The sequence below is a fragment of the Anabaena azotica FACHB-119 genome (assembly GCF_014697625.1).
In the GTDB taxonomy this organism is placed as follows: domain Bacteria; phylum Cyanobacteriota; class Cyanobacteriia; order Cyanobacteriales; family Nostocaceae; genus Trichormus; species Trichormus azoticus_A.
The window spans coordinates 94080-119242 of the sequence record NZ_JACJSG010000026.1 but is presented as its reverse complement, the minus strand read 5'-3'; the positions used below and the strand labels follow the sequence as shown (position 1 = coordinate 119242).

Here is a 25163-nt window from a genome sequence, read left to right as displayed (position 1 = left end):
CTCACTTATAAATCTCAAAGATTTGGGATGAAGGTTGAGATCCAGTGCGAGAAATACACAAGTCAGACTTGTCCTGCTTGCTGTCAGCGTCATAAACCCAAAAACCGCACCTACAAATGTAAATGCGGATTTGAGTTTCATAGAGATGGGATTGGCTCTCTAAATATTCGTAGAAAGTATCTGGGATGTTTCGATATCCCAGTAGTCGGCGTTATGGCTGCGCCCATTGGATTGAGATTTCGTCCTCATCTCCAGTGTAGCTCTGTGCAAGCGATAGCTCCCTGCACAGTGAAAGAATCCCCTTGCGCGATTCAATGGGGAGACAGTCAACAAGAGCCTCTTTCAAATCTTGAATTTTGGAAGCACTAATAAAGCTTTTCACTTCCACAACCAGTTTTTGCTCGTCTCGTTGGGCTGCGATCGCGCGATCAGCACCCAGATCAGCGTACAATGTTGTTCTGCGATACTGAATTACATAAGGGTCATGTGTAATTGCCCAGCCATCCTTTATAAGTGCATTTTTTACTGCATTGTGAATAATGTCTAACTTAGGCATAGTTTAAGTATAAGTTAGCCTTCATATCTATCAGTTTCTAACTTTAAATTAGTTTGCAAAATGTCCATTCTGGTTTGGGTTTGTTTCTATAAAAGGATATTCATATTTAAGTTGGTCTTGTAAGTAATTATCAATTTGCTTAAATGTATATGCAAGTTCCATCTTGATAGGAGATTGTTTGGTAACAGCAACGATTTTTACTCCTTGTTGATGAGCATATTCTCCTAACCTTACTAAGTATTCCTGTTTTATCTGTAAAGGACGCAGAGTGCCATCACGTAGAATAAAATCTCCCGATTTTGTTTCTGGCAAATTAATAATTTCTAGAATTAACGCAATTTCTAATACTTCCTGACAAAATCCTAATAAAGTTGATAAATTAGTACAAATTTGTTCTTTTTTGTATGCAAATACTTTTTCCGCAGTTTCACTCAAAAATATCAATAATTTTTTGACTGGCTCTAAATTTAAAAATTCATCATAAATAGCAATCAAGTGATCTTGATGTGTAACGAGAATATTTTGTGGATAATATGCCTTGCCAAGTATGACTGGATCATCTGATAAATTCATCCGAATTTGCTTACCCTTGTGAAAGCAAATGTAACCAGCAGCATAAATAGCAATACATAAACCGTTATAAAATTGTTCGCTATTGTAGCTACCATCTATAGCGTAAAATCTTCTATCACTATTATCAATTTGCTCAAATGGAATAATTTCAAATATTTGAGGAGTTTCTAGATTCTCTTCATGCCCAATTACGGGAATATTATAATTTTTGTTACTTCTTGTGTTGATATGTTTAGCAACTAACTCAATAGCACTATCAGGAATTTCTTTTCTGGGCATACCTTTGGTGTTGGTACAATCATCATAGATGATTGTACCCATCTTTACCATTTTCTTAATACGTAATTCTTCAATCACGCTGCCAACCATGTAAAAATGGCATCATGAACAAACCCCAAGCCAAACCTGTAATCAACCCGAAGGGTGTGACTAAATAATTATTAAAATCCCATAAACCAAAAATTTGCGCTGCTAATTCCACAGGATAAGCCATCATCAACACCGTGGCTAAAGCCGCACCACTCCAACCATATTGACTCAGCCAATAACCACCCTTACCACCAGTCACAGCATAAAGCAGGCGGGTAATTAATAAACCTGTTACCGTACCATAACAGCGCATACATACAGCCATAATGAATGGCGGCGCTAACTCCAAACTCATAGTAGGCTGCGGACATACATGATTACCCATAAAGTAAATGATGTCCGCAATAACCGCAAGTAACCAGACACCAGACGCAGCCAAAAAAGGTGCAACAGGAGGCCCAAACACCATACCCACCAACAGGAAATCAGCAAAAAAACTTACCCAATTCACCTGTAACTCTCTTGTTAAAGCCACCCTTTGCATCTTCCTTCCTTCGCGTCTTTGCGTGACGGCAGTCGCTACAACGGGGGAAACCCCCGCAACGCGCTGCCTCCTTTGCGTGAGATAATTCTTAACCTACCTTAGACACATAGGGACTTGTCAACTTATCCAACTGCTGTATCAACAAACTGAGGAACAACCCTACATCTGTAACTACGCCGACTGATTCTATTGAACCGCGATCGCTCAATTTAGTCACGACAGCCGGGTTAATATCCACACAGACCATTTTCACACCAGCCGGGGTCATATTCCCCACACCAATCGAGTGCAGCATCGATGACAGCATCAAAATCATCTCCGCGCCTTCCAGGTGTTTGGCGTATTCCTCCTGCGCCTTAATTAAGTCCATTTGCGTATCCGGTAAAGGCCCATCATCCCGAATGGAACCAGCCAGAACAAAGGGAACTTGATTGCGGACGCATTCATACATGACACCGCTATTAATTACCCCTGCTTCTACAGCCTTGGCAATACTACCATGACGGCGGATGCTGTTAATTACCTTCAGGTGATGGCGATGTCCTCCACGCACGGCGACACCCCGTTTCATGTCCACACCCAAGGATGTACCCATGATATTTTGTTCGATGTCGTGGACTGCGATCGCATTTCCCCCCAGTAAGGCTTGTACGTAACCTTCCCGAATCAATCTTGATAGGTGTTCACCGCCACCAGTATGAATCACCACAGGCCCAGCTGTGACAACTACTTTACCGCCAGCATCGCGGATTTTCCGTAATTCCCAAGCCACCTGTTCCACCACCAACTCGACCCGGCGTTCGCTGGAAACTCCCGCCGACATAAAGCTGAACTCTTGACTGTTACGTTGTTCCCGCGATTCAGTCTTGCGGATGGTACGAATACCTAGCACATCTACAACAACTTGTTCGCCCACTTCTAGGTCACGTAGTATTTTACACCGTGCTACTAGACCATTGGCAGTTTGAGAAATGGCGATCGCACCATCCATCCGTTGATTTGCAACTTTAATCCATTGTCCATTAATGCGGACTTCCGTAGGATAAATCGTACTCACATAGAAATCATCCGGGGCGACACCATTTTGAATTACAGGTTCAAGTTTGGCATCACGCTCATCTTGCGGCAAGTCTACCGCACCCAAATCAATCAACTGGGAGATAATTTCCTCCATCACCTCGTGAGAAGGTGCAGAAACCTTCACCTCGGCGGCGGATGTACTTTGTCTTTGTTCACCCAAGTTGAAATTTAATACTTGGAAACTACCGCCAGTATCAACAATTAAATCCAAGGCGCGGTTAATCAAGCCAGAATCAAGTAAATGTCCTTCGATGCGAATAATGCGGCTTTCGACGGATACATTGGCGTGAACTTCTTCCCTGACTGGTTCTGTTACCCGCAGGGTAAGACATTTAGCCGCGCCACCTGCTTTGAGAAATTCGGTAAGTGGCGTTTCCAATATACGGAACCCAACCTCGCCTAAACGCTCTTTTAAAGCATCGCTGGCTTTGTTCATAATGACGATGCTGTCCACATTCACCGCATTACAAGCGAAATTCACAGCATCGGCTTCAGCAATGGCTATGCGTTTTTCTGGTGCAACTCGCATCTCAATTAAGCGGTTGGAGTAGGAATCAAACGCACCAGGGTAGTAGAGTAAGTAACCGTTAGCTAATGGGCAAAAACAGGTATCTAAATGATAAAAACGCTCATCTATCAAGCGTAGTGATAGAACTTCAATATCCAGCCATTTAGCTAAATAAGGATGAGAATCTAACTCTGAACGGAAGCCATAACCAGCCCACAGCCAACGCCCTTCTCTATCTAGCAGTGCATCGCCTGCGCCTTCAAAGGGTAAGTCTTTGGGTAATTCATAAACTTTATAACCATTACCTTCAAACCATTGTTTGAAATATGGTTCTTCCCCTTGACGCTCTTTGTGTAAAAAGCGACTCAGGACAACATGATCACCCAAGACTAAGCCAGCATTGGCAGTAAATACCATATCTGGCCAGCCCTTTTCGGGTGTAACTAAATTTACAATGGCGTTTTCTTTAAGGATTTGGTATAGCCCCTGCCATTGATCAACCGCGCGATCGCGTGAAGATTTGTGAATATTCCCTTCCATCCAGGGATTAATCACATAATCCACCTCATAGTGGTCAGGGGGACACATCAAAAAACGAATGGGAGAAGTCATAAAATATCAAATGTTACAGGCTTATTTTGGACACCAGCATTTTCTTTTCCAAGCTCGGACAATCTGTTACACCACTTCATCTGGAGATAGTTGCAACATTAACAAAGATTTAGCTTTTTTTCTATTATTGGAAAAGACACAGTAATATTAGCAAAGCTATAAGGTAATCAACTGATAGGTTATAGGCATAGGCCTAAAGTAAGAATTTGCTGCTATGTATTGTCATTTAATTTATTAAATTGAATGTCAGATTTTGTTTTCACTATTGAGGATAATCCCGATGCCAACGATGTTGGCGTTTTAATTAGCAAAATCGTTAACTTTAATAACAATAGCCAACAATATGAAGATATTGCTTATCCTCTAAGCGTTTTCATGCGAGATGCTAAAGCCGAAATTGTTGGTGGTCTAGTTGGGAAAATACATTGGGGATGGTTGTTTGTATCTCACCTGTGGGTAGATGAGACGTTGCGAGGTCAAGGTTATGGAAAGCAACTTCTACTCCAAGCTGAACAAGCCGCCAAGCAACGCGGTTGTAATTACGCTTATCTCGATACTTTTAGTTTTCAAGCCCTGGGCTTTTACCAAAGTTTGGGATACCAAATATTTGGCGTTCTAGAGAACTTCCCCCCTGGACATCAAAGATATTTCTTGCAAAAACAAATTTAGAAACTCCCTGCCATTATTTAAAATTCAGTAGCGTTAGCCTCTCATAGAGATGCTGCAAGCCATAGCAGTAGCCACATAGGTTAGGACATTGAGGAAACACAAAATCTTAATAATAAGCAGGTTTTGAACCTGTCACCCTCCGGGTTCGCCAGTTCCCTACGGCGGGAAACCCGCCTACAGGACTGGACTCACCTGTCCCCTGTCATATTACGAATTGTTTCCACCTCCGCTACAGTCAAGCTGAGGACTTGTGCAACCTGTTCTTGACTCATTCCCATCTCTAGTAACTGGAGTACAGCATTTAATCTAGCTTGGCGTTCAGCATCAGCCCGTTGTTGTTCAGCATCAGCCCGTTGTTGTTCAGCATCAGCCCGTTGTTGTTCAGCATTAGCCCGTCGCTGCTGTGCTTCCTCTGGTAGCTGAACTACATTACCCGCCTCATCGTAAAACCTTAGCCAAACAGCATTGTCATCTTCTACTTGACCTTGCCAAGTCCCCACCCACAAGCCTAAACTCTGACTCCACAACCAGCCTTGGGGGTTGGGGGTAATTGGTTGGTAGCCTTTATCACTATCTAAATGCCAACCTTGCAAGGAATTAACTTTGAACGGATGAAATACGAAATAATCTTTAGTTTTAAATACTTGTTCGTAGAGACGTTTTTTCTCTCCCAAATCGTTAGCTTCTGTTGAGTCGGAAAGTAATTCCACAATCATATCGGGATACCGACCATTTTCTTCCCAGACTACCCAACCCAACCTTATGGGATCATTTTCTACATCTAGAACTACAAAAAAGTCAGGGCCTTTAAAATCTCTATTTCTTGCCTGTTTACTGCTGTAGTAAATAAACATATTCCCGCCAGCAAAAAAATCCGTTCGTTCTGCCCAATGATGTTTGAGTGAACGAATTAATAAATTCATGGCGATGCGGTGGCGGTTACTTTCCAAGGGTTCTCCGTCGTCAAAAATTAAATCCGTGGGTGGCATGGGGGGTTCCCAGTCCAAGGATTCTACTGTAGGGTCTTGGGGTAGTTGCGTAGTTTCCATTGACATAAAGTCTACTCCCAAAAGAGGTAATTGGTAATTGGTAATTGGTAATTGGTAATTGGTAATTGGTAATTCTAAAATGTCTTACTTAACATATCCTGGTTTTATGGGCAATTCCTACCTATGTAATATATTTATTTTTGTTGACAGTTAACTGTTAACTGTCAACGGTCAATTTGGCTAAAGAGATGATGCACAAGAGGTCAATTTTGTTTGGAGAAATCCTTTTAAAATCCGTTTAAGAGAGTCCTTTTTAATCAGCTTGATAGCGTGATTTGCATCTAACCATCGTCGGTATCTTTTATCAGCCTCTGGATAATAATCGCTTACTTTCGCGACTGGTAATAAATACATTTTAACTCGGTAGACTTTGCCTCCTTTACGATACTTATAACTACCCAATTCATTATCATCTACCTCGCCAATGACTCCGGCTTCTTCCCAAGCTTCTTTGGCGGCTGATGCAGGGGGAGTCATACCATTCACGATCCCACCTTTGGGAATTACCCAATCTTGGAGATCGCGTGTTGTAATCAACAGTATCTCAATCCTGCCATCACGTTCTCTATAAGGAATCACTCCAGACTGCTTCAACACCTTGTTTATCTTTCTTCTCACGGGAATTGCCTCTAAGTAATAATTTTGACGTACAATTTTTACTTTGAAATATCAGGCACAGATTCAGGGTAAATTTTTGTTAATTTATGTTTTAGCTTATTAACTTTAATATAGTCATTAGTCCATAGTCTATAGTCAACAGTCCCCCTTCACCTTTCCCCTTTCCCCTTTCCCCTTCACCTTTCCCCCTTCCCTCACACTGGCTTTTGATCCAAACGAGTCGCCTGTTCCAGGGCGGCTTTTTCTTTAGCCCTGTGGGCGTATGCTTGTAATTGAGTGCGATCGCAAGCTGTGATAATGCTTAAATTTTCTAGACTCATCCCTCGCATTAACATCTCTACGCGCCAGGTATGTTTTGCTTGGTCAATTTCTGGGGGTTGTCCTTGGGGCGTTAATAATCTTTGAGTCCAGAATTGCCAACAGGCTAAAACCTCAGATTCAGATATGGGTTCCCCTGTGGCATTAATAAACATGGCTGCATAATTATCCTTACGAGTTTTCAACCATTTAGTTAAGGGATTATCTGTATAAGAACCATAGCGTTTACCCAAAATCCACTGATTTACAGGGACTTGGCGGACGAATCCGGGGATGGTAATCTGCAAAAAGTGACCCTGAGAATCATAAATTTGGTGGTTTCGTTGTAAGTTAACTATTTCTGCCGCAGATAAGCCAGACGCGAATAAAATGTATGCGATCGCGTAATCCTGTATACTTGATTTTCTGGCTACTCTAATAATTTCGTGGACTAAAGCAGCAGGTAAATCCGCTACTTCTTGATTTGCATCTCTTCTTTCTAAGCTATTGTGAGCTAATTTCATTGCGGGTGACATCGCCCCGTGCAGAAATAACCCCACCAAATTTTCTAAAAAATCGTCCCGACTTTCCCACAATTGATGAAATTCACTTGTCAACTCAATCACGGCGTATCCTAAAATCATCCCGTTGAGTAAACTGGCTAATTTTTCTGCGGGTAAATAGGCGTTTAAATCTCCCTGTTTAATGACTGTGGCTAAGTATTGGGCTACATAACGGTTAGCCTCTGTTAAGCCTCGTCCCAAGGCGCGGCGATTTTCTGTTGGAAATTGGTCAGCTTCACCTACTACAGACCTGACCAAATCTGGAACCCGTTCTAATGCTTGTAAGCTATCACTTGCGTAGTCTTTTAAAGCTTGATAAACATCCCCCGGAGGATTAGCCCGTTGTACAAGAGACTCACCTAAATTGATAAAAGCTGCTGATTCTTCCAATACAGCCAACAGCAATCCATGTTTATTCCCAAAATTTCGGAACAGCGTCACTTCATTGACTGCGGCTTTTTCAGCGATTTGGCGGGTGGTAGTTGCACTAACTCCCTGAGCAGTAAATAATTCCAATGCAGCTTGAATCAAGCGTTGGCGAGCTGAAAGCGGTTGAGGGGCCATAAATAAAATGCAAGTGCTACTTGCACAAAAACAAAAAGAGGTGCTAGGATGACGAATGTAAGTGATACTTGCTCTAATTTACTGTAACGCATGAGTCTAGATAGGTAATACCAATTCGCCAAAAGAAAATTACAAACACTTAATCACGAATTGGTCAATTCCTGTTGGACATTGAAAAGCACCAGAGACAAGAGCAAATCGCACCCTGATCCATTAATAGGAATTGTTATGACCGCAAAACATCTGGCGATCGCCCCTGATGCAGAGAAACCATTGCGTATACGTTGGTTAAACGTGATATTCTTTACTGCCTTTCACGTTTTAGCTTTGTTGGCTCCTTGGTTTTTTTCCTGGTCAGCCTTGGGTTTGCTGTTGTTCCTTCACTGGTTGTTTGGCAGCATTGGTATTTGCTTAGGGTATCACAGATTACTTAGTCACAAGAGTTTTCAAGTACCCAAATGGTTGGAATATGCGATCGCCACTATCGGCGCATTAGCTATGCAGGGAGGGCCGATTTTTTGGGTTGGGGGACACCGCCAGCACCACGCCCACACCGAAGATGTCAACTTAGATCCATATTCTGCCGAGCGTGGGTTTTGGTGGAGCCATATGTTATGGATTTTATATCCCCGGTCGGAATTTTTTGACTTTGAAATCTATCAAAAGTATGCACCTGACTTAGCTAGACAACCTTTCTATCGTTGGTTAGATCGTTACTTCCTCTTGTTGCAAATTCCTTTAGCATTGCTGCTTTATGCTGTAGGAGGTTGGTCATTTGTAATTTATGGAGTAGTTCTCAGAGCAGTATTATTGTGGCATTCCACCTGGTTTGTCAACTCTGCCACCCATATGTGGGGTTATCGCACCTTTAACGCTGATGACAATGCACGGAATTTGTGGTGGGTATCTATCGTTACCTATGGTGAAGGTTGGCACAACAACCATCACACCTACCCTAACGTCGCCAAAGCTGGGTTTCAGTGGTGGGAAATTGACGTAACTTGGTGGAGTATTAAATTATTACAGACTCTAGGTTTAGCGAAGAAAGTAGTTTTACCACCAGCAAAAAGTTTAGCAATTCAAAATACCCTACGGGAAGGTAAACCTACAAAATTCAAAATTCAAAATTAAAGACATTTTGCCTACGGTACACTACGTGAACATTCGGGTGAGTTAAAGCCCGAATAAAATCAAACTCTTTCATGATTGAGCAACCAACGCTTGCGTTCTAGCCCCCCTGCGTATCCTGTGAGTAAATTATTAGCCCCAATTACTCGATGACAAGGAAGAACAATTGCAATTGGATTAAGTGAGTTTGCCAAGCCGACAGCACGAGAAGCAGTCGGCTTATTAACTTTCGCTGCTAGCTGACCATAAGAAATAGTAGTTCCCCAGGGAATAGTTAGCAGCGCAAGCCACACTTGCTGTTGAAAAGGAGTTCCGCCAGTATCTACTGGCGTGGCAAGGCTAAAATAGTGCAATAAGTTTCCTCTCTAACCTCTGTGTCTCTGTGCCTCTGTGGTTAATTAATGCAACATTTTAGTCGTGTCAGTCCACTACGGTAATATTATCTAAGCTGTAGCGATCGCCTTCCAGATAACCTTGAACTAGGCTACTAAATCCCTGTGGATTCTGCGTCTGTTGAAAATAAAACCTAGAATAGCGTTTTTGCAAGAGTTTCCCCATTCTTTGCACACAATCAGCAAAATCAAGAGCGCAAAGTTTTTCCCCATCAGAAACAATTAAAATCGTGCCGATTGGTGAATTGATTTTGTCAATTAAGAGCTTCACCGAGTCTACCACGCGACTAGTCTTAAGGTAGTTCATTTTACGTAATCTTTATGGCATAAATATAGTGAGCAAATGTAAATATTTTTAGTTAATTACATACAAAATTTATATGCAATATCCCCCAGCACCTTGGACAGTAAAAGGTTATGCTATCCAAACTCTGCATTTAGTCAACATTGACCAAGTACGCTCACTCATTCCCCCAGAGTTAAACCTATTTTCTGTATGGCCTAGTAAAACAATCGCTAGTGTGTATTTATCCTATTACAGTTCTGAGTCAGTAATGGAATACAGCGAGTTAATTGTCGCTTTAGCTGTGACGGCTGATAATGGAAAATTGGGTGGTTGGATTCCTTACATTTATGTAGATAATGAGAATTCTGTCGCTGGTGGTCGAGAAATTTGGGGTCTACCAAAAGAACTGGCAGAATTTACTTGGCAAGAAAAATCCGTCACAGTCCGCCAAGGAAACCAACATCTGTGTACTTTGAACTATGGTCAAACCAGCTTCGCATGGCGACAAAAATTAGCTGCACCCGGTTTTAGTAAGCTAGATAATGATTTGTTAACCTTTACTGCTAATTTTGAAGGTTTATTTGGTTTTGTCGGCTCTAGTTTAATAGTTCCTAGTGAAAGTCCTTTTGCTGGCGTAGGTTTAGGTCAACCTTTTCTCACTGTGCGTTGCGATCAACTGATTCTACAAGTAGACGCACCAAAATACGGCAGAGTGTTGACAGTTAACAGTTAACAGTTATCAGTTAACAGTTATCAGTTGTCAGTTGTTCCTTCCCCTTTCCCCCTTCCTTTCAAGGGCAGGTTTTTTACACTTCGACCTAAAAACACTGATTTTAGGGTGTAGGGGTATAAGGGTGTAGGGGTGTAGGGGTAGATGAAAGTCTGATAATGAGCGTGAATCTTATAGTCCTCACTTATTACTTTATGAAAAACCTGCCCTTAAGAGTTTCCCCCTTCCCCCTTTCCCCTTTCCCCTTCCCCCTTTCCCCTACTTTGGATAAAACCCAACATCCTCACCCTGACCAGCGTGAACTAATGCTAACTTTTTGTAACGTTGGGCGTGTTCGATGAGGTCGGCGGCTTCTTCTGGGGTGACAGGTCTTAAAACTTTACCGGGAAGACCCACAACTAGAGATAAGGGAGGTATATTCTTAGTTACTACCGAGCCAGCACCTATGATGCTACCAGCACCTACACGGACTCCATTTAAAATGACTGCGCCGATGCCTATTAAACAGCCACGCTCAATGTGGGCAGAATGGATGACAGCACGGTGTCCTACTGTTACATGATCTTCCAAAACTGTGGGAAAACCTGGATCACCGTGTAAAATTGCTCCATCTTGAATATTTGTGCATTCACCAATGTCAATGCTTTCCACATCTGCCCTAACTACTGCACCGTACCAAATGCTTGCACCTGCTGCTATTTTGACGGAACCCATAACAACAGCGTTGGCGGCGATGAAGGCGGCTTGAGAAAAATCGGGAGAAGGCCAGTAAGAAGAGGTAGACACGATAGAATATGAATAAGGTACCCAGGAACACTGGAATAACTCCATCCTTGGAGGCTGGTTGCAAAACCAGAATATCACAGTGTCCAACCTCTCAGTTGAGGAAGACAACGGTGAAATTGTTTCTCTTGCAATACCCTATCGGTGCAGCAGTGAACAAATCCCCCAAATTGGTGGAGCCGAAGTGTAAAATCCAACGCACTGGTGCTGGTGAATACGAGACTATGTTTGTACGCACTTCATGATGAATCCAGGCTTGCAGTACCCTATATTTGGCCCTGATATTCAGTGTCCCCATTGTCGCCAAACGATTCCGGCGCTGACACTGACAGATACCTATTTGTGTCCCCGACATGGCGCTTTTGAAGCTAATCCCAAAACGGGAGAGTTAGTTCATCTACAGTCCGGTCGCCATTGGCGGAGATGGAATAACGAATGGTATCGACAGCATACTCATCCCGATGGGATTCGCTTTGAAATCCACGAAGCCTTAGATAAGCTATACACCCAAGGCTATCGAGCTACAAAGGTAATTATTGCCAAGCGTTATCAGGAATTGATGAGCGGTTATTTAGAACGCAGCACTCCTTGGCGTTCTGGACAGCCGGAAACCTCATCGGCAAGATTATACGGCTTACCTGTAGAATTTAGTCCCGACTCAACAGAAGACCCCTGCTGGGAAGTGATTAATTTCGATTTGGATAAAGAACCGGGTGTTCCTGTGCGCTACCCTTATTTCCGATTATTTGAATAAGAGTCCATAGTCCATAGTCCACAGTCAACAGTCCAGAGTCCACAGTTAATAATAAAAATCTGTTTAACTCACCAATGACTAATGACTATGGACTAATGACTAATGACTAATGACTAATTTATGCACCACGCCTCTATTCGGACTGCGAATATCCATCGAGCGATCGCCTTCTATGAAATACTAGGCTTTACGGTTTGTGAACGCTTCACAACAGGCTATACCCTAGCTTGCTGGATGGAAGGATTAGGCGGCAGAATTGAACTTATCCAAATTCCTGAACCTAAACCAGCAGCTGATGCTTTTGCAGATGAGCATTATGTGGGTTATTATCACCTGTCATTCGATTTAACTGAAGCTACACCAGATTTACCTGGATGGTTGACAAATTTACAAGAATGTGTATCACAAGTAGCGGAATTATCGCCGTTGAAGATACTTTTAGAACCGACACAGCAGCAGATAGGCGATCGCATTTTTGAAGTGGCTTTTATTGCTGACACCGATGGCTTACCACTAGAATTTATTAGAGTTTTAAAGTAGGGTAATTGGTAATTGGTAATTGGTAATTGGTAATTACCTATTCGCTACCCGTTACCAACTCAACCAACCAGATCGTCAGTCATTCGCAGGACTTGATATTATATCTGTCCTAACCTCTGTGGCGACTGCTTTCAGTAAAATAAGTTAACTTAATTGTATTTTGATATACAAGATGTGGTTTTTTTTGTCACCTGCGCTTCAAAGCATTAAACTGGGTTTGTTCATAAAAAACGAATAAACTCAACACATCAGTTAAATAAATGTCTGCATTTTCCGTCTTCTACCGTTACCGTTTTTATGTGTTATTTTTAAGTGTTTTTTTAATTACAATATTATCGTTTAGTAATAAGCCTACTGAAACTCAATACAAAACCACATTGATTCCAGACAATTCCCAAACAACATTAGTGACGCAAAATCCCCATCAATTTCAATTAACAGAAAATGTCCACAAGACAGTGCTGGACAATGGTTTAACCGTATTAATCAAGGAAGTAAATACTGTACCAATTGTGAGTGTACAGGTGTGGTACAAATTTGGTTCACGCCACGAAGAACCAGGAGACAACGGTATCGCCCATCAACTAGAACACATGATGTTCAAAGGGACACAAAGCCGTCCCACTCAATTTGGCACTTTATTTAGTGCTTTAGGTAGCGACTCTAACGCCTTCACCAGCTATGACCAAACAGCATATTATAGCACAGTAGAACGAGAAAAGCTAAAAGCGGTGCTAGTGCTGGAAGCAGACAGAATGCAAAATGCGGTCATTGACGCGGAAAAACTAGCCAGTGAGAAGCGAGTAGTCATTTCCGAGTTACAGGGTTACGAAAATAGCCCAGAATATCGGCTTAATCGTGCAGTGATGCAAACCGTATTTCCTCATCATCCTTATGGCTTACCTGTTGGCGGTACAAAAGCGGATGTAGAAAACTTTCAAGTTGAGCAAGTACAAAAATACTACCAAAAATATTATAGTCCTGATAATGCCGTCTTAATCATAGTCGGTGACTGCCAAGCCGAAAAAACCTTGGCAATGGTAAAAGAGATATTTGGTAATATACCTAAGCGTCAACAGTTATCAGTTATCAGTTATCAGTTATCAGTTATCAGTCAACAGTCCATAGTCAATAGTCAACAGTCAATAGTCAACAGTCAACAGTCCATAGTCCATAGTTCTCCCTCATCTCCCCCCACTCCCTCATCTCCCTCATCTCCCTCATCTCCCCCCACTCCCTCATCTCCCTCATCTCCCTCATCTTCCCCCACTCCCCTCATCCTCCGCGAACCGGGTGGCGCAGCACTACTGCAAGTGATTTACCCAGTACCACAGGTGACTCACCCAGATATACCAGCTTTAGAGGTTGTCGATTACATCTTGAGCGAGGGGCGTAATTCTCGACTGTATCAGGCGTTGGTAGAATCGGGTTTAGCTAGTGAAGTGGAAGCTTCTGTTGGCGGTTTGCAACAAGCTGGTTGGTATGAGTTGCAGGTGACGGCAGATCCAGACCAAGATGTAGGTAAAATTGATTTGGTGTTGGATAAAGCGATCGCTAATCTTGCCCGCACCGGTGTAAAATCAGAGGAATTAGCCAGAGCAAAAAGACAGTTAGAAGCTGCCACTATTTTGAGTTATCGCACCATCACTGATCAAGCTACGCAGTTAGGTAATGATGAGACAACTGCTGGTGATTATCGCTTTACTGACCATTATTTAGCAGCGATTAGACAAGTTAGTTCCCAAGATGTGGTGCGTGTAGTTAATAAATATTTACAGAAATCTCAACGGAAAGTAGGTATTTTTACACCCACATCATATCAGCAGCATCAAGTTAATAGCAAAAAGCCCACACAACATACACAAGAAAACCTCACTAGCGGCTCATCTGTGGCATCATCTGAGGTGATGAAGTATTTACCATCTCTAGATGCTACAGATACTAGCCAGCACAAATCACGAGTAAGTTTACCACAGCAGTTTACTTTAGCTAATGGGTTGCAGGTATTTTTACTACCCGATAAAAGTACACCCACTGTCACCTTGAGTGGCTACATCAAAGCTGGTACAGAATTTGACCCAGATGGACAGGCTGGTTTAGCCACTTTAGTAGCAGATAGCTTGATGAGTGGGACTAAGACTAAAAATGCTTTCACCCTAGCGCAAGTTTTAGATGACAGGGGTATAACTTTAGACTTTGCCGCTTATCGGAATGGGATGAGTATCCAAGGGGATAGTTTAGCTGAAGATTTTCCAGTATTGATTCAGACATTAGCTGATACGCTGCAAAACAGCACATTCCCCCAAAAAGAACTGGAACTAAATCGCCAACAGGCTTTAACTGCGTTGAAAATGGAATTAGATGACCCCGCAGAAGTTGCGAGAAGGGTATTTGTACAATCAATTTATCCGCAAAAACATCCCCTACATGAGTTTCCCACGGTGGAGAGTTTACGCAAGCTTCGCCGTCAGGATGTGATTGCTTTTAATCAAAAATATTATCGCCCAGATACTACCGTGTTGGTGCTGGTGGGAGATTTTGCACCTCAGCAAGTGCGATCGCAAATTGCCGCCGAGTTTAGTAATTGGCAAGCCACAGGGGAACCACCAACTATACAATATCCCCAAGTACCGTTACCAAAAACTATCACGCGAGTAAATCCCGTTCTCCCTGGGAAAACTCAAGCCGTTACCTACATAGGTTATGCAGGTATTAACCGCCAAGACCCCAGATTTTACGCGGCGCTGGTGTTAAACCAAATTTTGGGGGGGGATACCTTATCTAGTAGATTAGGTGCGCAAGTGCGCGATCGCCAAGGTTTAACTTACGGTATTTATAGCGACTTCCTAGCAGAGAGAGATTATGGTACATTCTGGATTGAAATGCAAACCAGTCCTGAAGATGCGAAGGCTGCGATCGCCAGTACCCAACAAGTGCTGACACAAATTAACCAAAAAGGTGTGACTGCATCCGAACTAGACACAGCTAAACGCACCTTAATCGGTAATTATAACGTATCCTTGGCAGACCCAGAAGAATTAACCCATAGAATCTTGATGAATCATATCTATGGGCTAGATCAGAGCGAACTGCACTCTTATAATCAGAAAATTGAGCAAGTCACCCTAGCCGAAGTTAATCAAGCAGCCCGTGAGTTACTCCACCCAGAACAAATGGTAGTAGTCACAGTAGGGACAGTTGACAGTTGACAGTTATCAGTTATCAGTTACCAGTTATCAGTTATCAGGTGACAGATGACAGGTGACAGGTGAAAAAGATTAAAGCCTTCCCCCTTCCCCTTTCCCCCTTCCCCCTTCCCCCTTTCCCCTACTCACACTCCCGTTTAGTGACAAAATGACGGTAGCGAAACATAGCTTCTAATTGCGCTTGCACTAGCCAACCGCTCACAAACTCTATTGTCTCACCACCAGGCATTAGGTATGTAATATCGTCAGTCAGCCTGGTTTGACCATTTTCTGACTCAAATCGATGGTGATGTATCCAATATTCAAAAGGCCCAGATATTTGTGTATCGGTAAACAAGCGATATTTCTCACACTGAGTATGACGCGCTAACCAAGTTAAGGGAACAGGGCCAAGGAATAACTTAAATTCTGTAATTGCGCCTACTTCTAAGCCTCCCTCTCGGCGGACTACTCGCACTGGTTGCCAAGGTGGGGTTAGTAGTTGTAAAATATCCGGTCTTTCGTGGAATTTCCAAACTACTTCCGGTGGCGCGTTAATTAGTGAGGAATGTTGAAAGTGCAGCATGGAAAGAAAAACCTAATCTCAACCTTCATATTCTGTATCAATTTCGATGTCTAGGGTATCTTCGTCAACCCGCACATATAAAATATTTGGACGACAGCAAACTTGGCAGTCTTCAACGTAAGATTGTTGTCCACCTGCACTTAAATCAATAAAAGTCAAGTTTGGTTCACCACAATATGCACAGTAAAATTCGGCTGTATTTTGCATTCAATTTCTAACTATTAATTTAATGGCTGTAGTTCTTCCTGGGAAATGACTAGTAGCTTCAGCCAAATGCTTTAGTAGTGTAGACTGTGGTAGCGGCCCTTGCAAGTGGCTCCAAGGTAGAACTTGCTCGGTTGACCAATTTTGATGCACATAAAATTCTAAGTCAGGGATTTGACCTTTGAGTTGTTTGAAGGCGCGTTTGTAACTCCCCAAGGAGTCGCCAAAGTTGCGGGTGAGTTCCAGCAGTTGGGAGATACGGCGATCGCCTCTAGATATCAAAGCCTGGATTATAGACCAATTATAACTTTCTGGGCGAAAATCTATACCTTGGGGTTTTAACTGTTTCTGCAAAAATTGTAAGCGCTTCTCTGCTTGGCGATTTACTCCATACCATTGAAATGGTGTATGGGCTTTGGGTACAAAGGTACTACAACCCAAAGTTAGCCGCAACCCTGGCGCAGCCTTTTTCACACTCCGCATCATCGCCACCGTTGCGTCTAAATCTTCTGCTTCTTCTCCTGGTATTCCCACCATGCCGTAGAGTTTCAAACCTGTCAAACCCCCAGCTTTAGCATTGACGGCGGCTTGGATGATTTCGTCGTTGTGGAGTTTTTTGTTAACGATTTGCCGGACTTTTTCTGAACCACTTTCTACAGCAATAGTAAGCGATCGCGTGTCTCGTTTTGCCAAAGTTGCCGCTAGCTGTTCTGTCACTGTATTTGTACGTACTGAGGCAATACTGAGGCGCACATCATCATATTTTGGTTGACTAATATAATCCAGCAAAGCAGAAAATTCTGGATGCTGAGTTACAGAAGCACCCAATAACCCCAAACGATTTGTTACTTGTAAACCTTTCTCAATAGCTGGAATTAGGGAACCTGCTAAACTAGCAGTTCTAAAAGGTAATGTTAAGTAACTAGCCAAACAGAAGCGGCACATTTCTGGACAACTCCGCACCACTTCCACCATGAAAATATTTTCCCAAGCCGCCTTTTCGGTGACTACAGTCGAGGCTGATAGGGTGTTTCCCCGGTAAGTCTGCTTTTGCACCACCGCCGGAATTTCCCCAGAAATTGGTTTAATAGAACTTATCGCCCCATCTGCTGCTGCATACTCCACCGCATATAAACTCGGAACATAAATTCCCGGTACTTGTGCGAGTGCTTGCAGTTGAGTTTGCCTAGAAGCATTCCTCACTTCTTTATAAGCATCAATAAAATCACCTAAAAGGTTTTCGCCATCCCCCAACAAAATCACATCAAAAAAATCAGCAAAAGGTTCCGGGTTAGCTGTGAGAACAGGCCCGCCACCGAAAATAATCGGCTGAGAATCATCACGATTAATTGCTTGAATAGGAATTGATAAAGATTCCAGCAAATTGAGAATATTTACATAATCTAGTTCCCAAGAAATGGAAAATCCCACAATTTCTGGATTTCGTTGTAATGGTTCGGAAGTATCAGTAAATAATCGGCTCACCTGGACATCACTACGCATTGCCAAAGTCGCCCACACTACCTGATATCCTAAGCTAGTAATACCCACCGTATACTCATTGGGGAAAGCAAATATCATTGGTATGGCGTTGCTTTCAGGCGTAGCGGGTGTAAATAACAGGCGTTCAGAACTAAATAAGGAAGATGTCACAGGTGTTGTATTAAGACATATCTATCTATATTTAATTTTAAGCCATAAAATTATAAAATTTAAAACTAAAGTTATACTGTTAGCTAGAATAATTGGTAAGGCGTTGAGGATAATTCCATAAATTAACCACAAAACAAGACCACTCATAAAAGCAATCAGCATGATGAAAGAGACATCTTTTGCTGACTTTGTTTTCCATGTCCGCCACACTTGCGGTAAAAAGGCAATTGTGGTTAATGTTGCTGCAACTATGCCTAAAATTGTCACAAAATCCATGCAATAAAATTGTCCATTGAATTAATATTGACCTAGTTAAATGATGATTGTGATTTTGGCAATGAAAAATTTATTTGCCATGTCCATACAGATTTATTCTCAGGTTGTGATGTAGCGATCGCTCTCATAATCCCTGTTTGATCCCAGAACATCACATAAATAAACTGACATTGCAGATACATTAGCAAGAAATTCGACAAATATCAAACTCTCCCTCATCAGGCGGACTATGATTAGCTTTTGCACTCTAATGTCATCATATAAACATAAGTTATTATTCTTACATTATATATGCTAGTATTTACTGAATTTTGCAGATGTTATGGTCATATTTCAATAAATCGCTAGTAAAACTGTAACGAGAGTATGATAACTCACCTTAGCTACTTCTCCACTGTGATACCATTTCACAAAAAATATTATATAGATGCAAACCCCCAAACCTAAGCTAAGTCTCACTTTCTTAATGAGCAAATTTTGAATTGGTATGAGGGTTTTAAGAAAGGCCACCAGAAGGAAAAACTTAACTTATATAGCTAGACAGGAAATTAGTTCATGAAACGCTTGATTGTCTTGGCAACTGGAATCGATGGCTCACCGAAAAAATGGAACTTATTACTGAAACAACTGAAAGAGGAAGAAGAATTTTCTGGTAGCGACTGGCTAGTCTTTACCCATTACGGTTCCTGGAATTTGCGTGCATTGAAAACTTTCTTCACACATTCAATTGAGACATTATCGTTAGAACTGAAAGCAGAAATCGAACAATGTTGGATCGAGTCAATTGCTAGTGGCGAACCCTACGAAGATGTGATTTGTATTGGTCATAGTGTTGGCGGATTGATGATCAGACAAGCTTATTTAGTAGCGGCTGGAGCTTACCCCAATATACCTAGCAGTGAGATCCATTGGACAGAAAAAGTCAGTCGTTTTGTTTTACTTGCATCAATTAATAGAGGCTTTGAACCTGAGAATTTTTTGGTATCTGCACTAGTCAATTTTTCCAGTGTTACAGGTTGGTTACCTAGCTTGCACGAAACCGTTCAAGGTTCAGCTTTCGTTACTAATTTAAGAATCAGTTGGATTCGCTATTTCTCCAATATGAAAAAGCCAGAGCCAGTAATGATTCAAGTGCTTGGTACTCAGGATGGAGTCGTCAAAAGGACTGACAGTATCGATATTCAGGCATTTCCTAATGGCGTGCAATTGGATATCCCTGGTGCAAAGCATGATGACTTTTATTATCCAAAAGGGCGTAATTCTGAAGCTTTGGCAGAATGGAATTTAAGATACAAATTGCTGAAGTGGGCAATTTTTCAATATGACCCGCAAAAATCTCAACTCATCCCTACCGAGCTTCAAGGGAACGTAACTGTTGATCCCGGAGAGCATATAACTAAAACTACAACTGTATTTATCGTTCACGGTATACGAGATAGTAATAGTGGGTGGGTAGGTCAGTTAGAAGAGCAAATCAGAATGCGTACCAATGGAAAAGTAGCAGTAGTGCGCTCTACCTATGGTTATTTCTCGGCATTTAATTTTTTCTTTCCTTGGCTAAGAAGGCGAAATATTAGATGGTTTCAAGACCAGTATAGTTATCGTTTTGCCTTAAATCCTCAAGCAGAATTTCATTTTATTGGACACAGCAACGGAACTTATATTCTGGGAGAGAGTTTAAAGAGAGTCCCAGCAATGAAGTTTAAGCGAATTTACTTAGCAGGTAGCGTGCTACCTCGTGAATACCCTTGGCAGGAGCGCTTTGATTTAGGTCAAGTTGAGGAACTGCGTAATGATAGGAGTTGTTGGGATTGGCCTGTTGGTTTGCTTTGCAGTGGGTTACGTGGAATAGGTATGAAAGACATTGGTACAGGTGGATTTGATGGTTTTCACTTTGACGATGACAGAACTGAAGAAGTTTACTATTACCAGGGTGGGCATGGAGAACCACTTGCACAGGAAAACCAGACTAGTATTCTTGCATTCACGTTAGACGGAGATCGTACTCGTCCTTCTCATCTCCCGGAAATCGCACAAATATCCGCCAAATTTCAATGGATTTCACGAGCTGCCCCCTACTTTGCGCCATTATTGTTATTATTGGTCTTGTTTATAGCATTTATATGGGTATGGTGGATTTTTCAGGGTTTTGTATGGAATAGTTTAGCATTTTGGCTCAAGCTCCTCATATCGTTCATAATTATATATTTGGCCTATGCTTTGGCTAAAACGGGTTGATTTGAGCAGTCCCATCTCGCTAACCTACAAAACAAGATACACAAAGCAAGATAGGAATATCAACGCTGCTATTAACCGCCAAAGGCTAGAACTATGAATGTTGACAAGTCAGTAGCGTCTCGTAGAGAGGCTACTGGCTTGAGCTAGGGGGGATCGAAAGACTTTGAAGACACGCTCTAGAGGTTTGTAACGAAATTGATTGCTGTGGAAGCGATCGCAGTAATCTTATTAAAAAACCCAACTGTATTACAAAAAAAGATATACCTAAAACTGATGACTAATGATTAATGAGTTAAGTGCTATTGTCTTAGCGGGTGGTCAAAGTTCCCGTATGGGACAGGATAAAGCTTTGATATCTGTGAATGGTGTGCCGTTGTTGCAATTTGTCTGTAATATTGCGGCAAGTTGTGCTAATAAAGTTTATATAGTCACCCCTTGGCCGGAACGCTATCAGCATTTAGTTTTACCCAGGTGCGAATTTATTCGAGAAGTTCCCTCTAACTCTGATGCGACGACTCACGGCCCTTTAGTTGGCTTTGCTCAAGGGTTAGCAGAGGTAAAATCTGAATGGGTATTGCTGTTAGCTTGCGATTTACCTAAATTACGGGTTGAGGTTTTGCAAGATTGGGCTGCTAGTCTTGAGATTGTACCAGAAGATGCAATAGCAGCCTTAGCCCATCACGCCAAAGGCTGGGAACCCTTATGTGGTTTCTATCGCCGTCGCTGTTTACCGCAATTATTAGATTTTATCAATCAAGGCGGGCGTTCTTTTCAGCAATGGTTAAATAACCATTCTGTACAACTGTTATCTTTACCTACGCCAGAAGTATTATTTAATTGTAATACGCCAGAAGATTTGATTTATTTGCAAGAATAAGTTTGTAGTGGGGACTTTAGTCCTCAAAAAAGAAAGGACTGAAGTCCTGACTACGAACTTTTAATTCTTTACATTGTATCACACTATGAGTTGGAGAATTGAGGCTTTGCAACTTCCTACCCTGCAAAGAGGTTCTGAAGGCCGAAATGTCACTGTTTGGCAAAGATTCCTATTAGATAATGATTTTCCCATTGGTGCGGTAGATGGTGATTTTGGCAATATTACTGATAAAGCTACCCGTGAGTATCAAACTAAAAATGGTTTGAGGGTGACGGGAATTGTCGATATTACTACTTATGAAAAAGCATTAGCACAAGAGTTTGCAGTATATATTGCTTTTTATGCCAATGGAGTGAAGAGACTTTTAGCTTATCTCAATTTTGGCGATAATGAAGTCAAAGATTTACAAAAAAGTTTAACTGCGATCGCCACTTTAAATCCCCCCTTAGTAGCTGATGGTGATTTCGGCAATAATAGTATTAGAGGATTAGCAGAAGCTTACAAAAAAAGAGATGTAAATTTTCCTGCTGATTTAACTCAACAACTTTCTAACGCCACAAAAGCCAAACTCGGTGATGATTTTACACCAGCTATAGACAACATTACTGAGTATGCTAAACGATTAAGACAACGCCTCAGTGGTAGAAATTGGGTGAATTTTTTCCCCGACAGAGATGCAATTGATGATTTAGCTTCCCCTTTCCGCCAGAGAGTACAAGCATTTGAACTTGCTTTACAAGATGCAGGCGCTACTATCAGTATAGCCTCCGTATTGCGTCCTCCAGAACGGGCTTATTTAATGCACTACGCTTTTAGAATTAGTAGAAATGAAATTGCTGCCCAAAATGTCCCACCCATGCCTAATGTAGATATTAATTGGGTACATTACAACAACGCCATTTCTATTCAAGCAGCCAGCGAAATGGTGTCTGCTTATAATATTGCTTTTCGTCCCGCGCTAACTTCTCGCCATACCAGAGGTTTAGCCATTGACTGGGAAATCTCTTGGACAGGAACATTAAAAGTGAAAAATGCTAATGGCAATATAGTTAATATTAATGAGCCGAGAACAAGCTACGAAAACCCTACATTATGGGATGTGGGACGCTCTTATGGTGTAATTAAACTAGCAAGCGATCGCCCCCATTGGTCTAGTGATGGGCATTAGATTCAGTTGACAGTTGACAGTTGACAGTTGACAGTTATCATTAGCAACTCTCCCTCATCTCCTCTTTCCCCTCCTCTTAGGGGCTAGGGGTGGGTTACTCCCTCATCTCCCAGTTGGTGAGTTTCGACTACGCTCAACTACCGCGCAGTCAAACCACATCTTCCCCACTAGCCCTTATTGCGAAAATCTACAAAATATCAACTTTAGTAAACAAACGCTGGCTTACCCTAAATTAGGTGCTAACTTAAATATCAAGACACCAAACAAAACCAAAGTTAAAGGGTAAATGACTCGGTGTCTCCCGTCATCAGCCCAAGCAAATTTCAGCATATTTTGATGTACTGTGGCAAAAAGCTTAAAGCAGGCAAAGCCAAATCCCAAAGCGGAAAAACAGAGATTGCTGAGTTTGTGAATTGTTAAGTCCACCCTATTTGTAAACTTTCTCAACTACTCTCTTATTAAATTAACCACTTTGAAATCCTGTGAATTTGAAGAACCTGGTCTACCTAGACCAGGTTTTTCAATATTTTAGTGTTTTGCAGATGAAGAAATGGTAAAGTATTATAAATAATGCAAGGAGTGTCATAATTTACGCTTGAGTCTCTAGTGAGAAAACTAGGATAACGCTACCATCTAAGATGGCGTACTCAAGAACCGAAATATTTTATTTAGGGTACTTTATGCACTTTAAATAATCTAAACAAGCCCACAGACGTGGGCTGCTTTTTTATTACCCTGTTTATTACCCTGTGGGTGTCAGTGGTCAGTAGTCTGTTGATCAGCCCTTGTATCTAGTCTACTACCTCACTGGTAAAGGTACTGTGTTGCATTGGCAAAGACTTTGTGATGACCGAAGTTCTGCACGGAAGAAACTTCCACCGAGAGTTCTCTGTGAATCCCCGTGCTTAGAGATGATTTATAAAGTAAACCTTAAATTGTAGTAGTGGACTGTCTAGACTATAAATTTGAAAAAAATCGAACGCAGATAAACGCAGATAAACGCAGATGAACAAGATGATAGATTGTTGGCTAATGCACAAAATTAGTCCGGTCACGCCACTACTTAATATTTACTTTATAAATAGCCTCTTAGGTAACATATTTCTTAAGCTAAGGCACGATTAACAAATTTCTTGTAATATCAAAAGACAAATCCCAAAATTGATATTTTCTGAAAATCCTATCAAAATGAATACTACTCAGAAATTGCGACTAGCTATAGTTGGGCCTTACCCAATTAATCCTAGCAAAGTTACAGGTGGCATTCAGGCTGTAGTCAAAAACTTAGTTAATGGTCTTAAGCATTTTGAAGATTTAGAAATTCATATAGTTACCGTAGACTTTGATCGGCAAGAACAATTAGTTTCTCAACCCGGTATAACGATTCATGTCAAACAAGCAGTCCAGGGAATTAGTCAACTTGCCTTTTATTATCAAGAACGTCAGTGGTTGATTCGCACTATAGAGAGGATTTGCCCTGACATAGTTCATGTTCATGGAACAAACTTCTACGGCTATGCTGCACAAAACTGGAGTTTTCCTACTGTCTTTACTATACATGGGATTTTGCAAAAGGAAGGTAGGCTTGACTATACAGAGGTAGGAATATTTCACCAGATTTATAGGAAAATTAAAGGTTATTTCAATATTTCTTTTGAAGTAAAGACACTAAAACATATTCACCATGTGATTGTTATTTCACCCTATGTTAGTGAAATGCTCAATAATTTTCCAATTCCTAAACATTACTGTATTAGTAATCCTGTGGATGAGGCTTACTTTCAATTAGAAGACTATTCCCAGCCCTATCGGATACTTTTTGCAGGTACTATTAATGTCCGTAAGGGAATACTCACCCTCATCAAATCCATAGAATTAGTTCGCCAAGTATATCCTGATGTAGAGTTACATTTAGCAGGAAATGTGCTTGAGCCTGAATATGAGAAATTGCTGCATTCTTACGTTGAAAACAATAAACTGGAAAAGCAAATTATTTTTCGGGGACATCTTCATGATGAGGAACTTTATCAGGCTTTTGCTGAGTGTCAGATGTTAGTTCTGCCTTCTCAAGAAGAAGTTTCACCTATGGTAGTGCAGCAAGCAATGGCCGCAGGTAAGCCAGTAGTTGCCACCGCAGTCGGCGGAGTACCTTATATAGTTGAGGAAGGAAGTTCTGGTCTGTTAGTGCCTTTTGGCGACCCTCAAGCGCTAAGTCAAGCTATTCTCAGGCTTTTAGCTAATCCACACCAAGCAAAGCTTTTAGGCGCTAGGGGTCGTGAGATTGCTAGCGATCGCTTTCGCATAGCATCCATTTGTAGCCAAACTCGTGCTGTTTATTATGAGTTAGTTAACTCATAACAAATAATTTACACGTTGAATATCTCAAAATCTCTCTTAGAGTACTTGACAAACTTATAGTTA

Annotated in this window: 25 protein-coding genes and 1 pseudogene; 11 read left to right on the top strand and 15 right to left on the bottom strand. The window is 41.6% G+C overall.

What is annotated here, in order from left to right; genetic code table 11:
• A pseudogene (locus H6G83_RS35970) lies at positions 1–156 on the top strand (zinc ribbon domain-containing protein); the annotation flags it as partial.
• Between the two features lie 55 nt (positions 157–211).
• Here the strand turns inward: H6G83_RS35970 and H6G83_RS35430 are convergent.
• The 4 genes from H6G83_RS35430 to argZ form a co-directional block, all read right to left on the bottom strand.
• On the bottom strand, positions 212–556 hold the full coding sequence (locus tag H6G83_RS35430; RefSeq protein WP_242044683.1) for a XisH family protein: 345 nt from the start codon (positions 554–556) through the stop codon (positions 212–214).
• A gap of 48 nt (positions 557–604) precedes the next feature.
• Positions 605–1498 carry a DNA double-strand break repair nuclease NurA gene (locus H6G83_RS19290; protein WP_190475244.1) on the bottom strand — a complete coding sequence of 298 codons (894 nt, stop codon included), beginning with the start codon at positions 1496–1498 and terminating at the stop codon, positions 605–607.
• Positions 1479–1982: a DUF2085 domain-containing protein gene (locus H6G83_RS19285; RefSeq protein ID WP_190475242.1), complete on the bottom strand. Its 504-nt coding sequence runs from the start codon at positions 1980–1982 to the stop codon at positions 1479–1481. Before H6G83_RS19285 ends, H6G83_RS19290 begins: the two co-directional genes overlap by 20 nt.
• 88 nt (positions 1983–2070) lie before the next feature.
• Positions 2071–4182 carry a bifunctional arginine dihydrolase/ornithine cyclodeaminase gene (argZ, locus tag H6G83_RS19280; RefSeq protein ID WP_190475240.1) on the bottom strand — a complete coding sequence of 704 codons (2112 nt, stop codon included), beginning with the start codon at positions 4180–4182 and terminating at the stop codon, positions 2071–2073.
• A 243-nt stretch (positions 4183–4425) separates the two neighbouring features.
• On the opposite strand from argZ, the gene H6G83_RS19275 reads away from it, so the two are divergent.
• Positions 4426–4851 carry a GNAT family N-acetyltransferase gene (locus tag H6G83_RS19275; RefSeq protein ID WP_190475238.1) on the top strand — a complete coding sequence of 142 codons (426 nt, stop codon included), beginning with the start codon at positions 4426–4428 and terminating at the stop codon, positions 4849–4851.
• A gap of 188 nt (positions 4852–5039) precedes the next feature.
• Here the strand turns inward: H6G83_RS19275 and H6G83_RS19270 are convergent, their stop codons facing one another.
• The 3 genes from H6G83_RS19270 to H6G83_RS19260 form a co-directional block, all read right to left on the bottom strand.
• Positions 5040–5906: a Uma2 family endonuclease gene (locus tag H6G83_RS19270; RefSeq protein WP_190475236.1), complete on the bottom strand. Its 867-nt coding sequence runs from the start codon at positions 5904–5906 to the stop codon at positions 5040–5042.
• A gap of 174 nt (positions 5907–6080) precedes the next feature.
• Entirely contained in the window at positions 6081–6518 is a 438-nt protein-coding gene (locus H6G83_RS19265) for an NUDIX hydrolase (protein ID WP_190475234.1), read from the bottom strand.
• Between the two features lie 194 nt (positions 6519–6712).
• The gene (locus H6G83_RS19260) at positions 6713–7942 is read right to left on the bottom strand and encodes a TetR/AcrR family transcriptional regulator (RefSeq protein ID WP_190475232.1); all 1230 of its coding nucleotides are present in this window, start codon (positions 7940–7942) and stop codon (positions 6713–6715) included.
• Between the two features lie 228 nt (positions 7943–8170).
• Between H6G83_RS19260 and H6G83_RS19255 the strand changes: the two genes are divergently transcribed.
• Positions 8171–9073: an acyl-CoA desaturase gene (locus tag H6G83_RS19255; protein WP_190475230.1), complete on the top strand. Its 903-nt coding sequence runs from the start codon at positions 8171–8173 to the stop codon at positions 9071–9073.
• Positions 9074–9132: 59 nt separating this feature from the next.
• Here the strand turns inward: H6G83_RS19255 and H6G83_RS19250 are convergent, their stop codons facing one another.
• Both H6G83_RS19250 and H6G83_RS19245 read right to left on the bottom strand, forming a co-directional pair.
• A complete protein-coding gene (locus H6G83_RS19250; protein ID WP_277876371.1) occupies positions 9133–9423 on the bottom strand; it encodes a methylated-DNA--[protein]-cysteine S-methyltransferase in 291 nt (96 codons plus the stop codon).
• Between the two features lie 67 nt (positions 9424–9490).
• A complete protein-coding gene (locus H6G83_RS19245; RefSeq protein WP_190475228.1) occupies positions 9491–9769 on the bottom strand; it encodes a hypothetical protein in 279 nt (92 codons plus the stop codon).
• A gap of 73 nt (positions 9770–9842) precedes the next feature.
• On the opposite strand from H6G83_RS19245, the gene H6G83_RS19240 reads away from it, so the two are divergent.
• Positions 9843–10481 (top strand): acetoacetate decarboxylase family protein, encoded by a 639-nt coding sequence (locus H6G83_RS19240; RefSeq protein ID WP_190475226.1) that lies wholly within the window; start codon positions 9843–9845, stop codon positions 10479–10481.
• A gap of 255 nt (positions 10482–10736) precedes the next feature.
• Here H6G83_RS19240 and H6G83_RS19235 read toward each other — a convergent pair whose 3' ends face one another.
• On the bottom strand, positions 10737–11264 hold the full coding sequence (locus H6G83_RS19235; RefSeq protein ID WP_190475223.1) for a gamma carbonic anhydrase family protein: 528 nt from the start codon (positions 11262–11264) through the stop codon (positions 10737–10739).
• A 241-nt stretch (positions 11265–11505) separates the two neighbouring features.
• Here H6G83_RS19235 and H6G83_RS19230 point away from each other — a divergent pair, with 241 nt between their 5' ends.
• From H6G83_RS19230 to H6G83_RS19220, 3 genes are all read left to right on the top strand, one after another.
• On the top strand, positions 11506–12015 hold the full coding sequence (locus tag H6G83_RS19230; protein ID WP_452038996.1) for a TIGR02652 family protein: 510 nt from the start codon (positions 11506–11508) through the stop codon (positions 12013–12015).
• A gap of 120 nt (positions 12016–12135) precedes the next feature.
• Entirely contained in the window at positions 12136–12555 is a 420-nt protein-coding gene (locus H6G83_RS19225; RefSeq protein ID WP_190475220.1) for a VOC family protein, read from the top strand.
• Between the two features lie 260 nt (positions 12556–12815).
• Positions 12816–15764, top strand: a complete 2949-nt coding sequence (locus H6G83_RS19220) for a M16 family metallopeptidase (RefSeq protein WP_190475218.1) — start codon at positions 12816–12818, stop codon at positions 15762–15764.
• Positions 15765–15882: 118 nt separating this feature from the next.
• Here H6G83_RS19220 and H6G83_RS19215 read toward each other — a convergent pair whose 3' ends face one another.
• The 5 genes from H6G83_RS19215 to H6G83_RS19195 are packed head-to-tail and all read right to left on the bottom strand — an operon-like array spanning position 15883 to position 18659.
• Positions 15883–16326: an SRPBCC family protein gene (locus H6G83_RS19215; protein WP_190475215.1), complete on the bottom strand. Its 444-nt coding sequence runs from the start codon at positions 16324–16326 to the stop codon at positions 15883–15885.
• A gap of 18 nt (positions 16327–16344) precedes the next feature.
• Entirely contained in the window at positions 16345–16533 is a 189-nt protein-coding gene (locus H6G83_RS19210; protein ID WP_067772104.1) for a CPXCG motif-containing cysteine-rich protein, read from the bottom strand.
• The gene (locus tag H6G83_RS19205) at positions 16534–18183 is read right to left on the bottom strand and encodes a B12-binding domain-containing radical SAM protein (RefSeq protein WP_190475214.1); all 1650 of its coding nucleotides are present in this window, start codon (positions 18181–18183) and stop codon (positions 16534–16536) included.
• Between the two features lie 21 nt (positions 18184–18204).
• Entirely contained in the window at positions 18205–18459 is a 255-nt protein-coding gene (locus tag H6G83_RS19200) for a SemiSWEET transporter (RefSeq protein WP_190475211.1), read from the bottom strand.
• A 32-nt stretch (positions 18460–18491) separates the two neighbouring features.
• Positions 18492–18659: a hypothetical protein gene (locus H6G83_RS19195; protein ID WP_190475209.1), complete on the bottom strand. Its 168-nt coding sequence runs from the start codon at positions 18657–18659 to the stop codon at positions 18492–18494.
• A 355-nt stretch (positions 18660–19014) separates the two neighbouring features.
• Between H6G83_RS19195 and H6G83_RS19190 the strand changes: the two genes are divergently transcribed.
• The 4 genes from H6G83_RS19190 to H6G83_RS19175 all read left to right on the top strand — a co-directional run bounded on the left by H6G83_RS19190 (position 19015) and on the right by H6G83_RS19175 (position 25100).
• Positions 19015–20697 carry an esterase/lipase family protein gene (locus H6G83_RS19190; protein WP_190475207.1) on the top strand — a complete coding sequence of 561 codons (1683 nt, stop codon included), beginning with the start codon at positions 19015–19017 and terminating at the stop codon, positions 20695–20697.
• A 283-nt stretch (positions 20698–20980) separates the two neighbouring features.
• Positions 20981–21574 (top strand): molybdenum cofactor guanylyltransferase, encoded by a 594-nt coding sequence (locus tag H6G83_RS19185; RefSeq protein ID WP_190475262.1) that lies wholly within the window; start codon positions 20981–20983, stop codon positions 21572–21574.
• An 85-nt stretch (positions 21575–21659) separates the two neighbouring features.
• Positions 21660–22742 carry a peptidoglycan-binding domain-containing protein gene (locus H6G83_RS19180; RefSeq protein WP_190475205.1) on the top strand — a complete coding sequence of 361 codons (1083 nt, stop codon included), beginning with the start codon at positions 21660–21662 and terminating at the stop codon, positions 22740–22742.
• Between the two features lie 1188 nt (positions 22743–23930).
• On the top strand, positions 23931–25100 hold the full coding sequence (locus tag H6G83_RS19175; protein WP_190475203.1) for a glycosyltransferase family 4 protein: 1170 nt from the start codon (positions 23931–23933) through the stop codon (positions 25098–25100).
• Positions 25101–25163: the final 63 nt, after the last annotated feature.